Here is a 20,551-nt window from a genome sequence, read left to right as displayed (position 1 = left end):
GTCCGGGGCCGCGAGCTCATCGAGACCTGCGACGTGCTGGTCTACGACTACCTGGCCAACGCCGAGTTCCTGGACTACGCCAAGCCCGGCGCCGAGATCGTCTATGTGGGCAAGAAGGGTGGCGACCACACCCTGCCCCAGGACAAGATCAACGAGCTGCTGGTGGCCAAGGCCCGTGAGGGCAAGACCATCGCGCGGCTCAAGGGCGGCGACCCCTACGTCTTCGGGCGCGGCGGCGAGGAGGCCGAGGAGCTTGTGGCCGCCGGGCTGACCTTCGAGGTCGTGCCCGGGGTCACGGCGGGCGTCGCGGCGGCGGCCTACGCGGGCATCCCCGTGACCCACCGCGACCACACCACCAGCGTGTGCTTCATCACCGGCCATGAGGACCCCACCAAGGAGGCCAGCGGCCACAACTGGGAGGTCTACGCCCGGAGCACCTCGACCCTGGTCTTCTATATGGGCGTGGGCAACCTGCCCATGATCGCCGAGCGCCTCATCGCCGGCGGGCGCGACCCCAAGACCCCGGCCGCCCTGGTCCGCTGGGGCACGCGCTGCAACCAGCGCTCCCTGGTCGCGTCCCTGGACACCGTGGCCGACGAGGCCGCTCGCCAGGGCTTCAAGGCCCCGAGCATCATTATCGTCGGCGGCGTCTGCGGCCTGCGCGACACCCTGGGCTGGTTCGAGAAGCGCCCGCTGCTGGGCAGGGGCGTGGTGGTCACCCGCGCGCGTGAGCAGGCCAGCGACTTCGCCGCGCTCCTGCGCGACATGGGCGCCTGCGTGCACCAGTTCCCGACCATCCGCATCGACCCGCTGCCGGACTATGCCCCGGTGCGCGAGGCCGTGGCCGGGCTGGCGGACTGGGACTGGCTGGTCTTCACCTCCGTCAACGGGGTGCGCTGGTTCTGGAAGATCCTCGAGGAGCAGGGCCGGGACGCCCGGGCCCTGGGCGGGCGCAAGGTCGCGGCCATCGGCCCCGCCACGGCGCAGGCCCTGCGCGAGCGCGGCGTCGTGGCCGACTTCGTGCCCGAGAAGTATGTGGCCGAAAGCGTCGTGGACGGGCTGAAGGCCCTGGGCGTGGGCGCGGGCACGCGGGTGCTCGTCCCGCGCGCCGAGGTCGCCCGCGAGGTGCTGCCCGAGGAACTGGCCCGCGCCGGGGCCCAGGTCCGGGTGCTGCCCGTGTACCGCACCGGGCTGAACGAGGACGGCCCCGAAGAGCTGAAGGCCCGCCTGGACGCCGGGGACATCCACTGCGTGACCTTCACCAGCTCCTCCACGGTGGAGAATTTCTTCACCCTGATTGCGCCCGATGATTTCCGCAGCTACCTTCCCGGGGTGAAGCTGGCCTCCATCGGTCCCGTGACCTCGCGGACCCTGGCCCGCTTCGGCTTCACGGCGGACATCGAGCCCGCCGACTACACCATCCCGGCGCTGGCGGCGGCGCTGGCCAAGGCCCTGTAGCCGGGGCGGGAGCGCGACGTGGCCCTCAAGCTGGCGGTGCTCGTTTCGGGCGGAGGATCCAACCTCCAGGCCATCATCGACAAGAGCGAAGCCGGGGTGCTGGACGCCCGGGTGGAGCTCGTTCTGTCCAACAGGCCCGGGGCGGGCGGCCTGGAGCGCGCCCGCAGGCACGGCATCCCCCACGCCGTTGTCGACCACACGGAGTTCCCCGCGCGCGAGGCATTCGACGCCGCCGTGGTGGCGCGCATCCGCGAGAGCGGGGCGGAGCTCGTGGTCCTGGCGGGCTTCATGCGCATGCTGACCCCCGTGTTCCTGGACGCGTTTGCCGGGCGCATCGTGAACATCCATCCCGCGCTGCTGCCGAGCTTTCCGGGCTGCCACGCCCAGCGCGACGCCGCGGACTACGGCGTGAAGCTCGCGGGCTGCACCGTGCACTTCGTGGACGAGATCATGGACCACGGGCAGGTCATCATCCAGGCGGCGGTGCCCGCCCTGCCCGGCGAGGGCGCCGACGCCCTGGGCGCGCGCATCCTGGAGATGGAGCACCGCATCTACCCCCAGGCCATCCAGTGGCTGGCCGAGGGCCGGGTGCGCGTGGAGGGCCGCCATGTGCTGGTGGCCGACGCGGGCAGGCCCCTGGCGGTTCTGGACCGGCCCGCCCTGGTCAATCCGCCCCTGGAGCGCGGCTTCTAGGGCCGTTGCCTGACCCCGGCGCCGGGGCGACCCCGGGCGCGCCGACCAGGGCGCCCGGGAGTCCCCGCGTTGCGCGCGCATGCGCTCCCCGGGGCGGGCGGCCCGCGCGGGCGCAGGTGAACAGGGCAGGAATCCGTCGCCCCCTCCCGCGGGCCCGACCCGTTCCGCCGGGCGGCCTTCGCCGCAGCTCCGGGCCGCGTGCCGGGGGCGTCCGGGGGCGTCCGGGGGCTTCGGGGGGGGCAGGGAGCGTCAGGCGAACGCGCCATGCCCTGCCGCGTCCAGAGCCGGGGCTTCCGGGGGGCAGGGGCGTCCGGGGAATCCCGGGGGGCGCCGCTCTCGCGCCGTCCTCGCGCCGCCACCACGGCGCAGCCCCAGGCCCCCAGGCCCAGGGCTCGCTCCACCCTCGCGCCGCCTTGCGGTCCGGCTTTCCTTTGCCCCGCGTTTCCCGTATCCTCGAATACCAAGGCATTGTTTCGGAACCGCCGCGCGCCCTCCCGGGCCGTGCGGCGGCCCGTCTTCCTGCCCGGCGCGCCGGCCCGCGCCGGGCGCCGCCCCGCCCCGGCGGCAGCTGGCCGCAAGGAGGCATCCATGTCCGGGAATCCCGAAACCCCCGGCCCGCCCGACCCGGGGCCGCGCTTCAGCATTTCCCCCCAGGAGCGGGACGCCCTGCGCGTTCTGGCCCGGCTGGCCATTGCCAACCGGCTGTTTCCCGAACAGGCCGTGCCCCTGCCCGGGCCGCCCCAGGGGCTCCTGGCCCGGCCCTGCGGCGCCTTCGTGACCCTCAAGGCCGGGGGGCACCTGCGCGGGTGCATCGGCAACGTCGTGGGCGACGGGCCGCTGTGGGACACCGTGGCGGCAATGGCCCAGGCCGCCGCCTTCCAGGATCCGCGCTTCCCCCCGGTGGCTTCCGGGGAGTTCGAGACCCTGGACCTGGAAATCTCCGTGTTGTCGCCTCTTTTGCCCTGCCCGGACCCCGCCCTGGTCGAGGTGGGCCGTCACGGGCTGCTCATCCGCCACGCGGGGCGCTCGGGCCTGCTGCTGCCCCAGGTGCCCGTGGAATGGGGCTGGGACCGGGAAACCTTCCTGGCCCAGACCTGCCGCAAGGCGGGGCTGCCCGCCGACGCCTGGCGCGAGCCCGGGGCCGCGCTGTTCTGGTTCGAGGCCGAGGTCTTCTAGTCCCGAATCCGCGCGGCCCGGCCGCGTCGGCCCGCCGGATGAGCCCTTGGGATCAAAGGCTTCCCTGCCTTGCTCCCCTGGGCCTGCTCCAGGGGCGAGCCCGGGGCGCGGAACTTCCGGGCCTGCGTCCACGGCAAACCAGGCCGGGCCTCGCTTGGCGGGGAAGCCGACCGGGAACGGACTGCGGCCGGGCATCCGGCCCGGGCCCCCGCCCTGGGAGTGCGGACCCCCGGCCTGGGGGTGCGGAAGCCCGGCCCCGGGGCGGGCGCGCATCGACCCAGGGGCCGGACGCGCCTCCACCGGGAACCGGACGTGCATCCAACCCGGGGGCGGGCGCGCCTCCGCGGCAGCGTCGGGTGCGCGCCTGCCCGGTTCCCGTTCCCCAGGGCGCCTGGCCTGCGCGGGGCCCGGCTCCCTGCCAAAGGGGCAAATGTCCTGGCTGGGGAAGCGGAGCCAGCCTTGGGCCGAGGTTGTGCGGGCCGGGGAGGGCGGAGCGGCCCTGCGTTGCCCCGACCCCGGCACGCGGGGTTTCCGGCTTCCCGGCCTTTGCCCCGCCGCCATCCTGGCTCCCATTCTCTTCTTCCCCTCCTCCTGCCCGTCCTTTGGCGCCCTTTTTCCCGGCATCCGTTCACTCCGGGCGGCATGGGCGGGGTCGGCGCGTGGTCGGATTCGTCCTGGCGGAGCCCGGGGTGCCCGAATCCGGGGCGGCGGGGGCGGACGCCGGAGGTGTGCAGAAATTGGGAGGAGGGCGGCGGGGGCGCCCGGCGGCAGCGGGACCGCGCGTGTCGCAGCGGGGCGGAAGGGGAGGGCTGTTGGGGGCCGGAGGGGAACGGGGCGTTTCCTTCCTGGCGTTGGTCTCAGCGTCAGGATGTCGCTGTTGTGAACATGTGCAAAAATATTTTGCTATTTTTCTTTTTCCACACCAGGGCAGTGGGGTAGCGGGGCTTCCTGTTCCAGCCAGCAAGGCTTGCCGGAGCTTGCCGTGTTTCAACAGGTTTGCGGCGGCGCTGACGGCGCGAAAATGCTGCCCAAAATCGGGGTGGCGGCGCGGGGGCGCCGCGCGGGCGGAACCGGGGGCCTGCCGGGGGCGGGGCGGCCCGCGCCGGGGCGCGGGCCGCAAGTCCTGTGAATAAGCGGGAAGGGCCGTGGGCCGGGGTTTGACAAGCCTTCCGGTCCTGAGCATAGGGTGACCAGGATCGCTGGACGTGACGCCTCGCGGGTCCGCGCCCGCGAGAGCCATCAGGCAACTTCAACCGCCCGAGGAGGGAACCGCATGTTCACCAAAGCCCAGTTCATCGAAGCGCTGAAGGACGAGCTGCCCGAAATCTTCGCCACCAAGGCGGCGGCCGAGAAGGCTTTCGACACCTTCTGCGCCATCATCGCCACCAAGCTCAACGACGGCGAGCGGCTGCGCCTGCCCGGCGTCGGCTCCTTCACCGTTTCCGAGCGCGCCGCCCGCACCGGCCGCAACCCCCAGACCGGCGCGGCCATCAAGATCCCGGCGCGCAAGGTCGTCAAATTCTCCGTGTCCAAGGGCCTCAAGGGAGAGCTCTAGGATACCCGGGGTTCTCCGAGGGCGGCCGCCGGATGCCCGGCGGCCCCTTCGGCCCGGTCAGCCCCCGCTTTTCCCGCTCCCGCCGGTCCCGTCCGGCCCGGGTTCCCGGCCCGGGTCGTTCCCGGGCCACAGCAGGCCCGCCCGGCCCGCCACCCAGCGCACCTGGCGACACACGCCCATCAACATGTTGAATTCCGCACGGCGCAAGGGCGTACGCTGCACGAAGCGGCGCACGGGCAGCATCCAGTAGTCGGTGTTCTGGTCCTTGAGCACGCCGATGGCCAGGAGCGCCTCGCGCATGGCCGCGAAGAGCAGTTCCTGCTCGGCGTGGGTGGCGAGGTTGTGCGCGGCCGGTTCGCGCGGGGCGCCCCGGGGGACCTCCTGGGCCGCCAGGAAGCACTCGTAGAGCAGCAGCAGCACGGCCTGGGCCAGGTTGAGGGAGCTGGCCTCGGCCGTGGGGATGGTCACAAGCTGCCCGCAGACTTCAGTTTCCGCGTTGGTCAGGCCCCGGTCTTCAGGGCCGAAGAGCAGGGCGACCCGCGCGCCCTCGCGGCATTGCCCGGCCACGCGTTCCGCCGCGGCGCGCGGCGTCAGCAGGCCGGTCCGCCAGCCGCCGGTGCGCGCCGTGGTGCCGTAGACGTGGGCGCAGCCCGCCAGGGCCTGCTCCAGCTCGTCCACCACCCGCGCCGCGCGCAGCACCGGTTCGCCCTTGGGCGTGGCCAGGGGCAGGGCGCGTTCCAGGTCCCAGTCGCGCGGGGCCACAAGCACCAGCTCGCCGCAGCCCATGTTGGCGCAGGCCCGGGCCGCGGCGCCCACGTTCTGGGCGAACTTGGGCTGGAACAGGACCACCCGCAGGCCGTCGATCACCGCACTCCCCCGGACCTAGACGTTGAAGCGGAATTCCACGATATCGCCGTCCTTGACCACATAGGTCTTGCCTTCCAGGCGGTGCAGGCCCATTTCCTTGGCCCGCTTGAAATCCCCGGCCTTCAGGAAGTCCTCCCAGCCCAGGACCTCGGCACGGATGAAGCCCTTTTGGATGTCCGAGTGGATGGCCCCGGCGGCCTCGGGCGCGGTGCTGCCGCCGCGTATGGCCCAGGCGCGGACCTCCTTGTCGCCGGCGGTGAGGAAGGTGATCAGCCCCAGCAGGCGGTAGGTTCCGGCGATGACGCGGTCCAGGGCCGAGTCCGCGATGCCCAGGTCGTCCAGGAACATGCGTTTCTCCTCGGGGTCGGCGATTTCCGCCAGCTCGGCCTCCAGCCGGGCCGACACCGCCACATGCACCACCCCGGGCCCGTCGGCGGGCGGGGTGAAGCCCGCCAGCTCCGATTCGGGCAGGTTCCAGGCATAGACCACGGGCTTGGCCGTGAGGAATTTGTAGCCGCGCAGTTCCGGCGCCGCGGCCACCTCGGCGTCCTCGCGCAGGGGCCGCTCGGCCTCCAGGAGCGCCTGCGCCCGCAGCAGCATGGCCTCCTCCTTGGCGTCCACAAGATCCTTGTTCTTGCGCTTGTCCTGGGCCATGCGCTCCAGACGCTTTTCGATCACCGCCAGGTCCGAAACCAGGAAGTCGGCCTCGATGCCGCCCAGCTGGTGCCGGGGGTCCGCCAGGCCCGAAAAGGCGTCCAGCACGGCCAGTACGCAGTCGCAGGGCCGGATCTCCGACAGCACGCGCTCGCCCAGGCCGTCGCCCTTGCCCCCGCCGCCGGGAACATCCACATATTCGATCTCGCTCAAGGTCGTCTTGCGCGGGTTGAACAGCTGCACCAGCGGCTCCAGCCGGGGCTCCGGCACCTTGACCATCGCCCGCGCGTTGCCCACAGCCCCCGGCCCGGCCAGGGCCCCGAACAGGCTGGTCTTCCCCGACCCCGCAAAACCGAATATCGCCGTTTTCATCGCTTGTACTCCTTGCTCGTTTCGTTGGCGCCCCAATACCCTGTTTCCCGCCGCCTGCCAACCAGCCAGGGGCGGGCGGCGGAGGCCCGGGGACGGTGCGCGTATCCTCCGGGTTGATGAGCCTCCGGCGGCTCAATGGACACGTCCCTTGGGAATCCCGCATTGGGTGGGCGTGGCGGCGCGCCGCCACGCCCACCCCGAATGGGATTCTTAAGGGCCCACGGCCCTTAAGCCGCCGGAGGCTTATCCGTCCCCGGGAGTACGCACCGTCCCCGGGCTTCCGCCCCCCCCACCGGGCTGGCGGGGGCGGGGGGTGGTGTGGTAGGGGGCTGATTGGAGGCGCGCATGACAGGCAGCACATTCGGGACGGTATTCCGGTTGACGACGTTTGGGGAGTCGCACGGCGCGGGCCTGGGCGGCGTGGTGGACGGCTGCCCGGCGGGGGTGGCCCTGACCTCGGAGATGATCCAGCGCGAGGTGGATCTGCGCCGTCCGGGCCAGGGCGCGGCCTCCACGGCGCGGCGCGAGGCCGACCGGGTGGAGCTGTTGTCTGGGGTCTTCGAGGGCCGGACCACGGGCACGCCCATCGGCTTTGTGGTCCGCAACGAGGACCAGCGCTCGCGGGATTATTCGCAGATCGGCCATGTGTACCGGCCGGGGCATGCCGACGTGACCTACGACGCCAAGTACGGGCTGCGGGATTACCGGGGCGGCGGGCGCAGCTCGGGCCGCGAGACGGTGAGCCGGGTTGCGGGCGGGGCGGTGGCCGGGGCGCTGCTGTCCGGGCTGGGGGTCGCGGTGGCGGCGTACACGGTGGAGCTGGGGGGCGTGCGGGCCGAGGCGCGTGACCCGTGGGGCGCGTGGGAGCGCGAGTTCGGCGCGCCGTGCGACGAGGTCGTGCCGCTGTGGGCCGAGCGGGTGCGCGCGGCGCGCGAGGCGGGCGACAGCATCGGCGGCGTGGTCGAGCTTGTGGCCCGGGGGGTGCCTGCGGGCCTGGGCGAGCCGGTGTTCGACAAGCTGGACGCGCGCCTGGCGTACGCGCTCATGGGCGTGGGCGCGGTGAAGGCGGTGGAGGTCGGCGCGGGCTGCGCGGCGGCCCGCGCCCAGGGCAGCGCCAATAACGACCCCCTGGTGCCGGGCGGCTTCGCGTCCAACAACGCCGGGGGCATCCTGGGCGGCATTTCCAGCGGCCAGGACATCGTGCTGCGCGCGCATGTGAAGCCCATCCCGTCCATTGCCCGCGAGCAGGACACGCTGACCGACCAGGGGCTGCCCACGCGGCTGCGCGTGGGCGGGCGGCACGACGTGGCGGCCATTGCGCGCATCAACCCGGTGTTGCGGGCCATGGTCCTGCTGACCCTGGCGGACATGTGGCTGCTGCAAAAGCGCATGGGTTGAGTTTCACGCTATTTCGGTAAAGTGACGAGTGCGGCGGGGCCGGGCGGGGGCCGCAAGACGAACGGGCAGGCACGGTTTCGTGCCTGCCCGTTCGTCTTGCGGCCCGGCAGGGGCGGGTTGGCGCGCCGGGAGGGATCAGGCGCGGCGCTGGCCGCCGCCGTTGCGGCGGGGATGGATGAGTACGCGCTTGAGGGGGCCGTCGCCCTTGGAGGAGGTGACGATGCCCTCGTCGTGTTGCAGGGCCAGGTGCACCAGCCTGCGGTGGTAGGATGACAGGGGCTTGGTGCTCTGGGTGCGGTTCTGGTTCTTGGCCTTGTCGGCGAGGTACATGGCCATACGCTGGAGGTTGTCGTCCTGGCGCTGGCGGTAGTCGCCCGCGTCGAGGTGCACGCGGGCGGTGGTGGGCAGCCTGCGGGCCACGATGCGGTTGACGATGTATTGCAGGGCGGCGATGGTCTGGCCCTCGCGGCCGATGATCAGCCCGGAGTTCTCCTCGTCGCGGATGAGCACCTTCACGCGCCCGGGCTCGGCCTCGACCTCCAGCTGGGTGGGGCCGATGATGGGCGTGAGCACGTTGTGGACCACCTCGCGGACCACGGCGGCCAGGGTCGCGGTGTCCGGCTCGTCGGCGCCAGCCGCGCGCGGGGCGTCCTCGGGGGCCTCGTCGAGGTCGTCCTCGTCGCCGTGGTCGTCGAAGGCTGCGGCGGGCTCGCCGGGGGCCGGGGCGGGCGCCTGGGCGCGCGGCGCCTCGGGAGCCGCGGGGGCCTCGGGCTGCGCGGCCCCGGGCCGGGGCGCGCGGGCCCCGGGCCGGGGCGCGGCGGCCTGCACGGTTCCGGGTTCGGCGGCCCCGGACGTGAGGGCCTCGGGCGCGGCGGCTCCGGATTCGGCAGCCTCGGGCTTGGCGGCTCCGGATTCGGCGGCCCCGGCCTGGGGGGGCTCCTGGGTCCGGTTTCCGGGGGCCGGGCCGGGGCCCAGTGGCGCGTCGGCCAGCCGGGGGCGCAGCCGGGCCTTGACCACGGCCTTTTTGCTCATCAGCCCGAAGATGCCGTTGGAGCCTCCCGAGACGATTTCGATCTCCAGCTTTTCGCGCGGCACGCCGAAGGCGCCCAGGGCGTTCTCTATGGCTTCATCCAGGGTTTTCCCTGTGAACTCCGTGAAGCGGGTCATTGATACTCCTTATGGATGCCGGGCGCGGGGAGCGTGCCGCGCGGCCGGTGCGGGCCGGGCTAGGCCTTGCGCAGCAGCCACCATTGCTGGGCGATGGACAGGACGTTGTTGACCAGCCAGTAGACCACCAGTCCCGAAGGGAAGTTCAGGAACATGAAGGTGAAGATGACCGGCATGAAGAGCATGATTTTGGCCTGGGTCGGGTCGCCCGGGGCCGGGGTCATCTTCTGTTGCAGGAACATGGTGGCGCCCATGACCAGCGGAGTGATGTAGAACGGATCCTTGGCCGACAGGTCGGCCAGCCAGACCAGATCGGTGAAGGGCAGGTGCGGGATGAAGGCCGCGTGGCGCAGCTCCACGGCGCCCAGGAGCGCCTGGTACAGCGCCAGGAAAACGGGGATCTGCAGCAGCATGGGCAGGCAGCCGCCCGCCGGGTTGACCTTGTAGGTCTTGTACAGCCGCATCATCTCCTCGTTCATCTTCTGGCGGTCGTCCTTGTACTGCTCGCGGACCTTGGCCATCAGCGGCTGGATCTTCTTCATCTTGTTCATGGACTGGTAGCTTTTTTGCGACAGCGGCCAGAACGCGAGCTTGATGATGATGGTCAGGATGATGATGGCCACGCCCCAGTTGCCCACCACGGAGTGGATGTAGAGCAGGCCCTTCATGAGCGGGACGGAGATGATGTCGAAGAAGCCGTAGGTTACCAGGGAGTCCAGGCCGTGGGGCGCCTGGCTCAGGTACTTGGACATGACCGGGCCCAGGTAGTAGCTGGCCTTCACTTCGCGGCTGGTGCCCGGGGCGATGCTCACGCCGTCCTTGTCCACCACCATGCGGAACAGGTCGCCGGTGAACTTGCTCTTGAGGGTCAGGTCGCCGTCTTCGGGGGCCAGGGCCACGGTGAAGTAGTTGCTCTGGATGGCGCCCCACTTCACGCCGTCGGCCCGGCGCAGCCCGGCGGCCAGGTCCTCGCGGTCGGACTCGTCATCCACGCCCTTGGCGTCGAGGAAGGAGACGCGGGTGGGGTTGTAGTTGTCGTCCTTGGCGGTGAGCGGCGCCACGCCGATGTTGAAGCCCAGGCGGCCGTCGATGGGCGCGCCCGTGGTGTTGGCCAGGGTGACGACCTCCTCGATGAGGTAGGTGTCGGGGGCGAAGCGCAGGTGGCGGGTGATGGCCAGGCCGCCGAAGGAGCCCTGGAAGGTCAGCTCGGCGCCCTGGTCGCCCACGTTCAGCGCCTCGGTGGCGGGCGCGGCCCACTGGCTGGACTCGGCGCGCCAGGTGCCCTGGTCCTGCCAGAGCAGCCCCAGGGGGCCGACGCCCACGGCCTGGGGCGCGATGAGGTTCACGGGCCGCGCGTCGGCGGCGATGGAATCGGTGTGCTGCTTCAGCTCGAAGGAAGTCAGGATGCCGCCCGCGGAGTTGAAGACCGCGCGGTAGAGCGGGGTGTCGACCACCACGTCGCGCCCGGCGCTGGGGGCGAAGGCCGGGGCCGGGGCCACGGGTGCGGGCTCGCCGGGGATGGCGGCGTCCACCTGGGCCGAGGGGCTGGGCTGGGCCGTGGCGGCCTGCTCCTGGGCGGGCTGGGGCTGCGGCTGCGGCTGGAAGAAGTAGCCCCAGGCCACGATCACTATGGTGGAGAGGACGACGGCCAGGAGCGTGCGTTTGGTGTTGTCGTTATCCATGATGGCTTCCTGTCGCGAGGGGCGAGCGGCGTTGTTCGGGCTTGCGGCCCGGTGATTTCGGGGGGACGGGGTCGAGCCCGCCCCGGCACAGCGGGTGGCAGCGCAGGATGCGCCGCAGGGCCAGCAGGGAGCCCTTCAGGGCGCCATGCACGGCGACGGCTTCGGCGGCGTAGGCCGAGCAGGTGGGCAGGAACCGGCACGAGGGCGGGAACAGGGGCGAGACGGCGCGCTGGTAGAGGCGGATGAGGGCGATGAGTATGGTGCGCATGGTCTTGGCCTCATCTGTCGGGCTGGGCGGGCTGGGCGTCCCGGCCGCACCGGGGCGCCGCCCCGGGGGCCGGGGCCTGACGGACTTTGGCCACCAGGTCGGCGAGCTCGCGTTCCACGTCGGCGAGGCCCAGTGTTCCGGCGTCCACATGACGCTTGGGGACGACGACGAAGTCCACGCCTGCGGGCAGGCTCAGCTGGTGCAGGCGGAAGAATTCGCGCAGCAGCCTCTTGATGCGGTTGCGCGACACCGCCGGGCCCAGCTTCCGGCTTACGGCCACGCCCAGGCGCCAGTGGGCGCCGGGCGTGGCGTCGTGAAGCGCGAAAAGAATGAAGCGCCTGGAGAAATACTTCCTGCCCCGGTCATAGCACGCAAGGAACTGGGAGCGGTGCAGCAGGCGGTGTCGGCGCGGAAAGGCTAGACCGCTAATCTCTTGCGTCCCTTGGCGCGACGGCGGCGCAGCACGGCGCGGCCGTTCTTGGTGCGGGAACGGACCAGGAAGCCGTGGGTCCTTTTGCGGCGCAGCTTGCTGGGCTGGTATGTTCTCTTGCTCATGGCTGTATTCTCCTTGGGGTGGTCGTAAACGCGAGTAATTAACCCCTCGCCCCGGGCCTGTCAAGATGTCAGGTCCGCAGGCAGGGCGTCCGGGCGGGCTCGCGCGGCCCCGCGCCGCCGCGCCGGGAAACGCGCGGGGCGCACCTCGGCGCGCCCCGGACGGTTCCCTCGCGGGCGGACTAACTGCCCCAGGTGGCGAGGGAAGTCAAGCCCCCCGAGCCGGGCGCGGGCGCGGACGCGGGGGGCGGGCGGCCCTGGCCGCGGAAGGGCCTGCCCCGCGCCCGGGCGCGTCTCGTAGCTGGTCGCGCCTCTGTCTCTCTGCTTGGCGGTCTGCGTCCGGGCATCCCCCCGGGGGAAACGGGCCGCGGGCGCGCGCCCCGGCCGACCTGCTCCCGCGCCCGGGCGCGCGCCCCGGCGCTTCGCGGCGCCTTGACCGCGGCGGCCCGGTTTGGCAGTGCTGGAGGCGAGGCCCCGCCCCGACCCCCAGCCCCGGAGGACCCATGGACAATCCCCTGGCCGCCTACCGCGAAGGACGCCTGCAACAGGCCAAGAAGGCCCTGGCGCGCAACGGTTTCGACGCCTACCTGGTGTCCGGGGCCGCAGCGGCCCGGGCCCTGGTGGAAAAGGATATCCTGGTGCGGCTCATGGACGAGGAGAACTGCCGCAGCGTGGGCTTTGGCGGTTCCATGACCCTCATGGAGACGGGCATCTACGACGCCGTCAAGGCCACCCCGGGGCTGACGGCCCTGGATCCCTTCGACCCGGGGCTGGCGCGCTTCGAGTCCTTGCGCGTGCGCCGCGAGGCGCTCACCGCCGACATCTTTTTCACCGGCGCCAACGCCATCACCGCCGACGGCAGGCTGGTGAACCTCGACGCCACGGGCAACCGCGTGGCGGCCCTGGCCTTCGGCCCGCGTTTCGTGGTGGTGGTGGCCGGGCGCAACAAGGTGGGCGGCATCCTGGAGGAGGCCATGCGCCGCGTCAAGGAGCTGGCCGCCCCGGTCAACGCCATGCGCCTGGGCCGCAAGACGCCGTGTACCCGCAGCCTGCGCTGCGAGGACTGCGCAAGTCCCGAGCGCATCTGCAACACCTGGTCCATTACCGAGCGCTCCTGGCCCAGGAACCGCGTCAAGGTCGTGCTGGTGGACCAGGAGCTGGGTTTCTAGGGCCGTGCCCGGCCCGGGTCAGCGCCGGGTCCAGACCTCGACGCCCGGGCTGGCCCCGGGCTGCGCGCGCGAGATCCACTGGCCGCGCAGGGTCGAGCCCTGCACGCGCAGCAGGGTCACGCCCAGGCCCCCGGGGCCGCCGCCGTCCAGGAAGGACAGAGCCAGCACCCCGGTCTCGGGGTCGTGCAGGCCCAGGCCGGAGAAGCTCTCCCCGCCGATTTCCGCCTCGAACAGGTAGGCCGCGCCCTGGCGCGTCAGCTCCGCGCTGCCGTGGTAGGCCGCGCCGCCGTCGGGGTCGGTCCCGGTGATGGCGTAGCCGCCGGCGAGGTCCGGACCCTGGGCCCGGGCCGGGGCCGGGAGCCAGGCCAGGGCCGCGGCGAGCAGCAGGGCCGCCAGGGCGGTCTGGCCGGGGATGCGTGCGATCATCGGCTGTCCTCCTTCAGTCGGCGCCGGGGTCGGCTTCGCCCAGGCGCATCAGCGAGTAGAAGAAACTCTGCACGAACTTGCCCGAGACCACCTCGGGCAGGGTGAAGATCATGGGCGGCCCCTTGGGGAACTGCGAGGTGTAGGCGAAGAACAGGTTGGCGCTGATGCTCTTCATGGCCCCGGGCAGGTGCACGGACACGGCCTGGTGGGCGCGGTCCCGGGGGGCGAGGTCCGCCAGGCGGCAGGCCAGGGGCCGGCTGTCGAAGATCAGGCATTCGCCCATTTCGGACAGCGGGCAGAGCACCCCGGCCTCGCGGGCGGCCTCCGCCAGCGCGGGGGTTCGCGTGGCGGGGTCCTGGGGGTCGTAACCCAGGCGGCGCAGGGCGCGCAGGGCTTCCACCGCGCGCAGGATCACGCCCTCGCGGTCGGCCCGCGACAGGGTCATGGCCACGGCGTGGTTCAGGTACACGGCCTCGATGAGCGGCATGGTCACAAGGTCGCGGCAGCAGCGGTCGTGGTCGCGCCCGCACAGGGCCGAGGGCCGCGCCCCGTCGCCCAGGAGCACGTCCACGTCTTCCACGGCGCGCTCGTAGTCGGCGAAAAAGGGGTACAGGTCCACCAGGTTGCGCGACTCCAGGCTGGGTTCGCGCACGGACAGCCGCCCGGCCTGCTTGCCGTAGCGGCGCACGAAGCGCCACTGGGAGAAGTTCTGCGGCTTGGCCCGCAGGGGCCGCAGGGTGCGCCCGGCCAGCTTGTGCCCCAGGCCCTTGCGCAGCAGGTAGGCGTTGAGCACCGTGCCCGTGCGGCCGATGCCGTGACGGCAGTGGATGAGCACACGCTTGCCCAGGTAGATGGCCTCGTCCAGCCAGTCCAGGGCCTTTTCCAGCTCGGCCAGGTCCGGCGCCTGCTCGTCGGGGATGGGCAGGTAGTAGACCTCGAAGCCCTGGTCGGCCTCGATCCAGTGCAGGTCGCAGAACTCGTCGCACAGGTTCAGGATGCAGTCCACCCCCTGGGCGCGCAGGGCGGCCAGGGCCTCGTAGGACATGGGCGCCCCGCCCACGGCGAGGCCCTCGGTGACCCAGTCGACGGCGTAGCCGGACGCGAAGGACATGGCGGCCTACAGGGACTCCAGGAATTGTTCCACCAGCTCCTGGACCTGCTCGTCGCCGGTGAGGGCCATGTCCATGAGCCGGGTGCGCCCGAGCAGGGTGCCGACCATGGTCAGGGTCAGCTCGATCTTGGGCGCCGGGGCGCGGTCCAGGCGCGCGTCGAGCATGTCGCCGGTGACCTTGACCCGGAAGCCCGCGCTGGCCAGGACCTTCTTCACGAAGTCCAGGCGCAGCAGCCGCTGGCCCACGCCCGCCCCCCCGCCCTTGAAGCGGAAGTTCACATAGTTGCCCTCGGGGTGCTCGCCGCACACCGAGTCGACCACCGCGAAGTGGTAGCCAAAGCGCATGAGCAGATGCAGATACTCGCGGGCAACCACCACATAGCTGGACAGGATCTTGGATTTGAGGCTGAACACGCCGCCCGACATCTGGTCGAAGCGCTCCCAGTCGAAGGACAGCAGGCTGCCGTCCCATTGCACGTCGGGATGGTTCAGCCCCTCCCACAGGGCGATGAGCCCGCCGCTGGCGAAGTGGCAGGGGTCGACGGTCTTCTCCTCCGCCGCCGCCGGGGTCAGGCCGCCGCCCAGGTCGAGGATGTGCAGCACCACGGGCAGCGGCGTTTCCAGCAGCTTGGCCTGGGCCAGGCCGCGCCCGCCCTTGCCCACCAGGGAGAACATCTCGCCCACGCCGCGCTCGTGGCAGAAGCGCACGATGTCGTGGATGGTCCGGCAGCCGCTGGGGGCGAAGCTCTCGTCGCCGGGGTCGGTCAGGTTCAGGGGCGCGATGTGGCGCATGACCTCGGCCATGCTCCGGCGAAAGGGCGTGTCGCGCTGGGGCCGGGGCCGCCCGGCGCGGTCCTTGAGGGCCGCCACGGCGCCGGCGTAGACCAGCCCGTGGGTCGCGTCCACGGTGACCACCCCGCCCTCGGGCAGGGAGCGGGTGGCGAACTTGGCGTCGACGACCACGGGCAGCCCGAACTCGCGGGCCACGGAGGCGAAGTGGCTGGCCTTGGAGCCGGTGTCCGTGATGACCGCGGCCAGGCGCTCCAGAACGCTCACATAGGCCGGGGAGAGGGTTTCGGCCACCAGCACGCAGCCGTTGGCCACCTCGTCCAGGTCCGTGACGCGGTGCGGCTTGCACACCGGGCCCATGCCCACCCCCGGGCTGGCCGGGAGGCCGCGCAGCAGCGGCTCGTCGGGAATCGGGCCCTGGGGGGCGGCGTCCTGGGCGTCCGGCTCCTCCAGGCCCAGGGGCCGGGCCTGGAGGATGTACAGCGTGCCGCTGTGGTCCATGCACCATTCGATGTCCTGCGGGGCGCCGAACAGCCGCTCCAGGCGCAGGCCCACCCGCGCCAGGGACAGGGCGTGGGCCTCGGGCAGGCAGGGGCCGCCCTCGGGCGTGTCGCCGCAGACCACCTGCGGCGCGCCGCCGCCCCGGGCATGGCCCACGACCTCGGGGCTTTCCCCGCGCGAAACGGTGACCACCTCCGGCGAGGCGCTGCCGTCCACCAGGGCGCGGCCCATGCCGGGCACGGCGTACACGGCCAGGGTGTCGCCGCCGTGGTCGGCGGGGTCGCGGGTGTAGACCACGCCGCTGGCCGCGGGGTCGATCATCTCCGTGACCAGCACGGCCATGGGCGTCTGCGAGTCGGGCAGGCCGTAGCGGATGCGGTAGGTCACGGCCTTGGCGCTGTATTTGCTGGCCAGGACCTTCTTGTAGGCCGGGGTGATGTCCGAGAGGGAAACCCCGAGCACGGACTCGTACTGCCCGGCGAAAGATGCCTCGGAGTCCTCGCCGCGCGCGCTGGAGCGCAGGGCCAGGCGGACCCGCCCCCCGCGCGCCCCGGCCAGCAGCATGGCCCGGTGGCGGTATTCCTGCTCCACCGCCGGGGGCACCTCGCCAGCCAGGACCAAACGCTGGATCTCCTCGCAGATGTCGCCCACAAAGCCCGGGGCGTCGAGGTTGACCTTGGCCAGCAGGGTGTCGATGCGCGGGCGCAGCTCGTTGTATTCGATGAAGTAATGGAAGGCCCGGCAGGTGATGACGAAGCCCTCGGGCACGGGCAGCTCGGCCAGGGCCGCGACCTGGGCCAGGTTGTGGGCCTTGCCCCCGGCGCAGGCCGGGCGCCCCAGCGACTCCTCGTAGCTCATGGCGAAGGGCGGGGCGAACTCGAACTCCTGCGGCTCGGAGGCCATGGTCAGGTAGAAGGCGATCTTGTTGCGGTAGTCGGGCAGGTCCAGGTAGTTGCCCGGGCTCATGGCCAGCAGCTCGCGCACCAGGAAGTCGGACTGCGAGAGCAGCTCGCGCACGAGCTGGTTGACGCGGGCCCAGTCCACGGGCGAGCCGCCGTAGTGGAGGTCCTCCAGCTCGGCGATGCGCTCCAGGCAGGCGCGGTCGATCTCAAGCAGGTTCTTGAACGACTCGTACTTGCGCCGCAGGACGGTGCCCGGCGCGAAGACCTGATAGGTCCAGTGCTTGAACAGCTCCTTGAAGTCCATGTGGCGCGGGGCTCCTTGCCGGGGGTGCTAGCTGTTGAGAACCTTCTCCACCTTGTCTTCCAGCTCGTCCTTGTCGATGGGCTTGACGCAGTAGTCCGTGGCGCCCAGGCGCTGGCACTGGCGGGCCGTCTCGATGGTCGGGTAGCCGGTGAGCATGATCACCCGCGTGCCGGGGGAGACCTTCTTCAGCTCCTCGAGCACCTCCACGCCGGTCATCTTCTTCAGCTTGATGTCCAGGATGGCCAGGTCCGGGGCGTGGGCCTTGGCGTGGGCCAGGGCCTCCTCCTCCTCGGTGAAGGCGTCCACGCTGTGGCCCTTGCGTTCCAGGATGCGTTTGATGAGCGCCCCGGCGTCCATCACGTCGTCGAGCACTATGATCGCGGCCATGTCAGTCTCCTTGGGCTCCTTGCGGTTCTCGAACCTCCGGGGACGGCGCCGCCGTGGGCAGCTCGCCCCGGATCACGGCGACCTCGGGGCATTCCTCGTCGGGCAGGCCCTCCTTGGTCAGGGGCAGCTCGACAAAAAATACCGTACCGGGTCCGGGAGGTTTTGTCTCGTTCTTGTCGCCGCCCGTGTCCAGATACTCCACGGGCGCCGGGCTGGTCACCGAAATCTTCCCGCCGTGGTCGGCCACGATGCCGAAGGACACGGACAGCCCGAGCCCCGTGCCCTCGCCCACGGGCTTGGTGGTGAAAAAGGGGTCGAAGACCTGGGGCAGGTCGCCCCCGGCGATGCCCGCGCCGGTGTCGGCCACGGAGACCACCACCCGGCGGCGGTGGCTGCACAGCTTGGTGCCCACCTGGATGTGCCCGTCGGAGCCGATGGCGTCGAAGGCGTTGGAGAGCAGGTTCATCCAGACCTGCTTGAGCCGCGCGGCGTCGCCCACAATGGGCGGCACGGTGGGGTCGAAGTCCGTCTCCACGACCACGCGCTCCTGGCGGAAGATCTGGGCCACCAGGTCCACCACCTCCTGGATGGAGGTGTTCAGGTCCATGGGCTCCATGGCGCTCTGGGCGCTGCGCGAGAAGCCGAGCAGGTCGGCCACGATGCGGCGGCAGACCTTGGTCTGGCGCTCGATGGTCTTCAGGTCCTTGTGCAGCTGGCCGTCGGGGGCGGCGTCCTCGAGCAGGAGCTGGGCGTAGCCCAGGATGATGCCCAGGGGGGTGTTGATCTCGTGGGCCACGCCGCCGGCCATCTTGCCCAGGTCGTGCATCTTCTGGGAGTGGATGAGCCGTTCCTGGTACTGCTTGATGACGGTGATGTCGCGGGCGGTGAGCAGCAGGCCGATGATCCGTTCGCCGCTGCGCACGGGCACCTTGAGGATGTGGAACCAGCGCTTGTCGCCCTTGCGCCCGGTGAGGATCTGCTTGGACAGCGGCACCCCGCTCATGAGGATCTGGCGGTCCTCGTGATAGTTGGCGTCGGCCTGGCCCTCGCCGAACAGGTCGAAGTCCGTGCGCCCGAGGATGTCCTTCTCGTTGCGGTGGAAATAGGTGCAAAATGCCTTGTTCACGGCGATGTAGCGCAGCTCGGCGTCCTGGAGGGATACCAGGTCGGGGGTCACGTCGAGGATGGTCTGCATGAGCTGGCGCTGGCGTTCGAGGTCGCTGTGGGTCTGCTTGAGCTCGTCGATGTAGGCGTTGAGCGTCAGGGCCATGATGTCGAAGGTCTCGGCCAGGGCCTGGATCTCGTCGCCCTGGTTCTCCATGAAAACCTTGCAGGACCGGCAGGTCCTGAGTTTTTCGGGCAGGGCCACGTCGGCGCAGTGCGGGCACAGGGTGCCCGCCAGGAACCAGCAGCGGTGGCGGTCGTCGCGGTAGGCCGGGCAGTCCTGGTTGGAGCAGTTCATGACCTCCCAGCAGTCGCGCGACAGGGGCGGGGCGGTCTGCACGTCGAGGTTGCCGCGCACCACCTCCTCGGCGCTCTCGCGCAGGATGTCCAGGCGGCGGGTGATGCCCCGGGCGAAGAGGGTCGACAGCAGGATGGCCGCCACGGCCACGGCGGCGGTGATGCCGAAGATGGTGACCATGATCTGGCTCTTGGCGCTTTGCACGCGCACCTGGCTGATGCCCAGGCGCACGGTGCCGAAGCTGTCGGTGCCGATGATCACCGGGGCGGCGAAGTCGTAGATGCGCATGGACCCCGCGTCGAGCAGCTGTACGCGCACCTCGCGCCCGCGCGCGGCGTTGGCCTCGCGCAGCTCCACGGGAAAATCGGTCTTGAAGGAGTGGACCACCACGTCGCCCTGGCGGTCCTGCACAAAGGCGTAGGCGATGTAGGGCGACAGCCCCGCCACCTCGTCCACCAGGGTCTTCAGGCGCAGGAAGTCCTGGCCGAGCATGGGGTCCAGGGCGCGCAGGGCCAGGTTCTTGGCCATGCTCGTGCCGCGGTCGCGGTTCTCCTCGATGATGGCGTCCACGCTGACGCGCGACACGCCGATGGACACCAGCACGCCGAAGAAGATGACGATGATCGCCGTACCCAGGTTGATCTTGTCCTGGAATTTCAGGCGGTCGAGAAGGCGGGGGGGCCGGGTCACCGCAGCAGCTCCTCGCCCACGGTCTCGGCCAGGCGGCGCACGGGGTCGAAGTCGCCGTCCTGGGAGGGGATGATGGCCGTGAGCCCGGCGTTCTCCAGGATGGGCCGGTGAGAGGGCTGGCTGATGTCCAGGGCGATCATGGCGTCGCGGATCTTGCGCACGATGTCGGGCTCCAGGCCCTTGCGCGCGGCGTAGACCCAGCCCGGATACCAGCGCGACACGTCCAGCACGCGGATCTGCGACAGGTCGATGGTGTTGGCCACGATGTCCAGGGTGCCCTCGCGGATGGAGCCCACGCCGTACTTGCCGGAATAGACGCCCAGCACGACCTTCTCCTGCTTGCCGCCGGGGCCGGGGGCGAAGGCGATTTCCGCGAAGTCCTCCTTGTGGATGCCGTTTTCGATGAAGTGGCCCAGGGGGTAGAGGTAGCCCCCGGCGCTGGACGGGTCCACGGCCAGCCAGCGCTCGCCGCGCACGTCCTGGAGGCTTTTGATCCTCGGGTTGTCGGCGCGGGTGATGATCTGGCCGCGGAAGTTGCGGCCCCCGGGCTCCACGGCGCGGGCGAAGGCCCAGGCGCCCTGGCGCTCGGCCATCTTGATGTAGATGAACGGGTTGGAGAAGGAGATGTCGATGAGCCCCTGCTCGACCATGTTCATGTGCTCCCCGAAGGTGTCGGGGAAGACCTGGCGCATCCTGAGCCCCGTTACCTCGGCCAGGTATTCCACCAGCAGGTGGTGGCGCTGGTAGGAGGTGGCGTGGGAGTACTGCGGGGCGTAGGCGTAGGTGACCTCCTCCTGGCGCTGGTGGAAGGTGATGGGCTCGCGCTTGGTCAGGTCCACATGACGCACGGGCTCGTTGTCGCCGCAGCTCATGAGCGGCACGGCCAGCAGCAGGGCCAGCAGCACCACGGCCAAAAGGCCCGGCAGATCCCTGGGGAGCCTGTGCAGCAGCGTGGTTTTGCGGGGGGG

General features: G+C 71.2%; 19 protein-coding genes. 6 read left to right on the top strand and 13 right to left on the bottom strand.

Features of this window, described 5'->3' with window-relative positions; genetic code table 11:
* The 4 genes from cobA to M0P34_RS03515 all read left to right on the top strand — a co-directional run.
* The coding region (cobA, locus tag M0P34_RS03530) for a uroporphyrinogen-III C-methyltransferase (protein ID WP_291496431.1) at positions 1–1,458 on the top strand (1,458 nt) is incomplete at its 5' end.
* An 18-nt stretch (positions 1,459–1,476) separates the two neighbouring features.
* Positions 1,477–2,151, top strand: a complete 675-nt coding sequence (gene purN, locus M0P34_RS03525; protein ID WP_291496429.1) for a phosphoribosylglycinamide formyltransferase — start codon at positions 1,477–1,479, stop codon at positions 2,149–2,151.
* A gap of 588 nt (positions 2,152–2,739) precedes the next feature.
* A complete protein-coding gene (amrA, locus tag M0P34_RS03520) occupies positions 2,740–3,327 on the top strand; it encodes an AmmeMemoRadiSam system protein A (protein ID WP_291496426.1) in 588 nt (195 codons plus the stop codon).
* 1,273 nt (positions 3,328–4,600) lie between these two features.
* The gene (locus tag M0P34_RS03515; RefSeq protein ID WP_291496424.1) at positions 4,601–4,882 is read left to right on the top strand and encodes an HU family DNA-binding protein; all 282 of its coding nucleotides are present in this window, start codon (positions 4,601–4,603) and stop codon (positions 4,880–4,882) included.
* A gap of 57 nt (positions 4,883–4,939) precedes the next feature.
* Here the strand turns inward: M0P34_RS03515 and M0P34_RS03510 are convergent, their stop codons facing one another.
* Together M0P34_RS03510 and M0P34_RS03505 are read right to left on the bottom strand one after the other, a co-directional pair.
* Positions 4,940–5,749 carry an RNA methyltransferase gene (locus M0P34_RS03510; protein WP_291496422.1) on the bottom strand — a complete coding sequence of 270 codons (810 nt, stop codon included), beginning with the start codon at positions 5,747–5,749 and terminating at the stop codon, positions 4,940–4,942.
* Between the two features lie 15 nt (positions 5,750–5,764).
* Complete coding sequence (locus tag M0P34_RS03505; RefSeq protein WP_291496420.1) at positions 5,765–6,775, bottom strand: DUF933 domain-containing protein; 1,011 nt, start codon at positions 6,773–6,775, stop codon at positions 5,765–5,767.
* Positions 6,776–7,120: 345 nt separating this feature from the next.
* Between M0P34_RS03505 and aroC the strand changes: the two genes are divergently transcribed.
* Complete coding sequence (gene aroC, locus M0P34_RS03500; RefSeq protein ID WP_291496418.1) at positions 7,121–8,173, top strand: chorismate synthase; 1,053 nt, start codon at positions 7,121–7,123, stop codon at positions 8,171–8,173.
* A 135-nt stretch (positions 8,174–8,308) separates the two neighbouring features.
* Here the strand turns inward: aroC and jag are convergent, their stop codons facing one another.
* The 5 genes from jag to rpmH are packed head-to-tail and all read right to left on the bottom strand — an operon-like array spanning position 8,309 to position 11,845.
* On the bottom strand, positions 8,309–9,340 hold the full coding sequence (gene jag, locus M0P34_RS03495) for an RNA-binding cell elongation regulator Jag/EloR (protein ID WP_291496416.1): 1,032 nt from the start codon (positions 9,338–9,340) through the stop codon (positions 8,309–8,311).
* 59 nt (positions 9,341–9,399) lie between these two features.
* Positions 9,400–11,022, bottom strand: a complete 1,623-nt coding sequence (gene yidC, locus M0P34_RS03490) for a membrane protein insertase YidC (RefSeq protein WP_291496414.1) — start codon at positions 11,020–11,022, stop codon at positions 9,400–9,402.
* Positions 11,015–11,290: a membrane protein insertion efficiency factor YidD gene (gene yidD / locus M0P34_RS03485; protein WP_291496413.1), complete on the bottom strand. Its 276-nt coding sequence runs from the start codon at positions 11,288–11,290 to the stop codon at positions 11,015–11,017. The genes yidC and yidD overlap by 8 nt, the downstream gene beginning before the upstream one ends.
* Positions 11,291–11,300: 10 nt before the next feature.
* On the bottom strand, positions 11,301–11,720 hold the full coding sequence (gene rnpA, locus M0P34_RS03480; RefSeq protein WP_291496436.1) for a ribonuclease P protein component: 420 nt from the start codon (positions 11,718–11,720) through the stop codon (positions 11,301–11,303).
* Positions 11,708–11,845: a 50S ribosomal protein L34 gene (gene rpmH / locus M0P34_RS03475; RefSeq protein ID WP_084458196.1), complete on the bottom strand. Its 138-nt coding sequence runs from the start codon at positions 11,843–11,845 to the stop codon at positions 11,708–11,710. The genes rnpA and rpmH overlap by 13 nt, the downstream gene beginning before the upstream one ends.
* 500 nt (positions 11,846–12,345) lie before the next feature.
* Between rpmH and M0P34_RS03470 the strand changes: the two genes are divergently transcribed.
* On the top strand, positions 12,346–13,011 hold the full coding sequence (locus M0P34_RS03470) for a lactate utilization protein (RefSeq protein WP_291496408.1): 666 nt from the start codon (positions 12,346–12,348) through the stop codon (positions 13,009–13,011).
* Between the two features lie 18 nt (positions 13,012–13,029).
* Here the strand turns inward: M0P34_RS03470 and M0P34_RS03465 are convergent, their stop codons facing one another.
* The 6 genes from M0P34_RS03465 to M0P34_RS03440 are packed head-to-tail and all read right to left on the bottom strand — an operon-like array spanning position 13,030 to position 20,455.
* Positions 13,030–13,437 carry a hypothetical protein gene (locus tag M0P34_RS03465; RefSeq protein WP_291496406.1) on the bottom strand — a complete coding sequence of 136 codons (408 nt, stop codon included), beginning with the start codon at positions 13,435–13,437 and terminating at the stop codon, positions 13,030–13,032.
* A 13-nt stretch (positions 13,438–13,450) separates the two neighbouring features.
* Positions 13,451–14,548: a dual specificity protein phosphatase family protein gene (locus tag M0P34_RS03460; RefSeq protein WP_291496405.1), complete on the bottom strand. Its 1,098-nt coding sequence runs from the start codon at positions 14,546–14,548 to the stop codon at positions 13,451–13,453.
* Between the two features lie 6 nt (positions 14,549–14,554).
* Positions 14,555–17,044 carry a PEP/pyruvate-binding domain-containing protein gene (locus M0P34_RS03455; RefSeq protein ID WP_291496403.1) on the bottom strand — a complete coding sequence of 830 codons (2,490 nt, stop codon included), beginning with the start codon at positions 17,042–17,044 and terminating at the stop codon, positions 14,555–14,557.
* 27 nt (positions 17,045–17,071) lie between these two features.
* The gene (locus tag M0P34_RS03450) at positions 17,072–17,431 is read right to left on the bottom strand and encodes a response regulator (RefSeq protein WP_291496401.1); all 360 of its coding nucleotides are present in this window, start codon (positions 17,429–17,431) and stop codon (positions 17,072–17,074) included.
* 1 nt (position 17,432) lies between these two features.
* Positions 17,433–19,583 (bottom strand): ATP-binding protein, encoded by a 2,151-nt coding sequence (locus M0P34_RS03445; protein WP_291496399.1) that lies wholly within the window; start codon positions 19,581–19,583, stop codon positions 17,433–17,435.
* Positions 19,580–20,455 (bottom strand): phosphate/phosphite/phosphonate ABC transporter substrate-binding protein, encoded by an 876-nt coding sequence (locus M0P34_RS03440; protein WP_291496433.1) that lies wholly within the window; start codon positions 20,453–20,455, stop codon positions 19,580–19,582. Before M0P34_RS03440 ends, M0P34_RS03445 begins: the two co-directional genes overlap by 4 nt.
* Positions 20,456–20,551: the final 96 nt, after the last annotated feature.

Source organism: Desulfocurvus sp. (assembly GCF_023230885.1).
Lineage (GTDB): Bacteria > Desulfobacterota > Desulfovibrionia > Desulfovibrionales > Desulfovibrionaceae > Desulfocurvus.
Note: the sequence above shows the minus strand (reverse complement) of the source record. Positions and strands in the feature narration are given on the sequence as shown.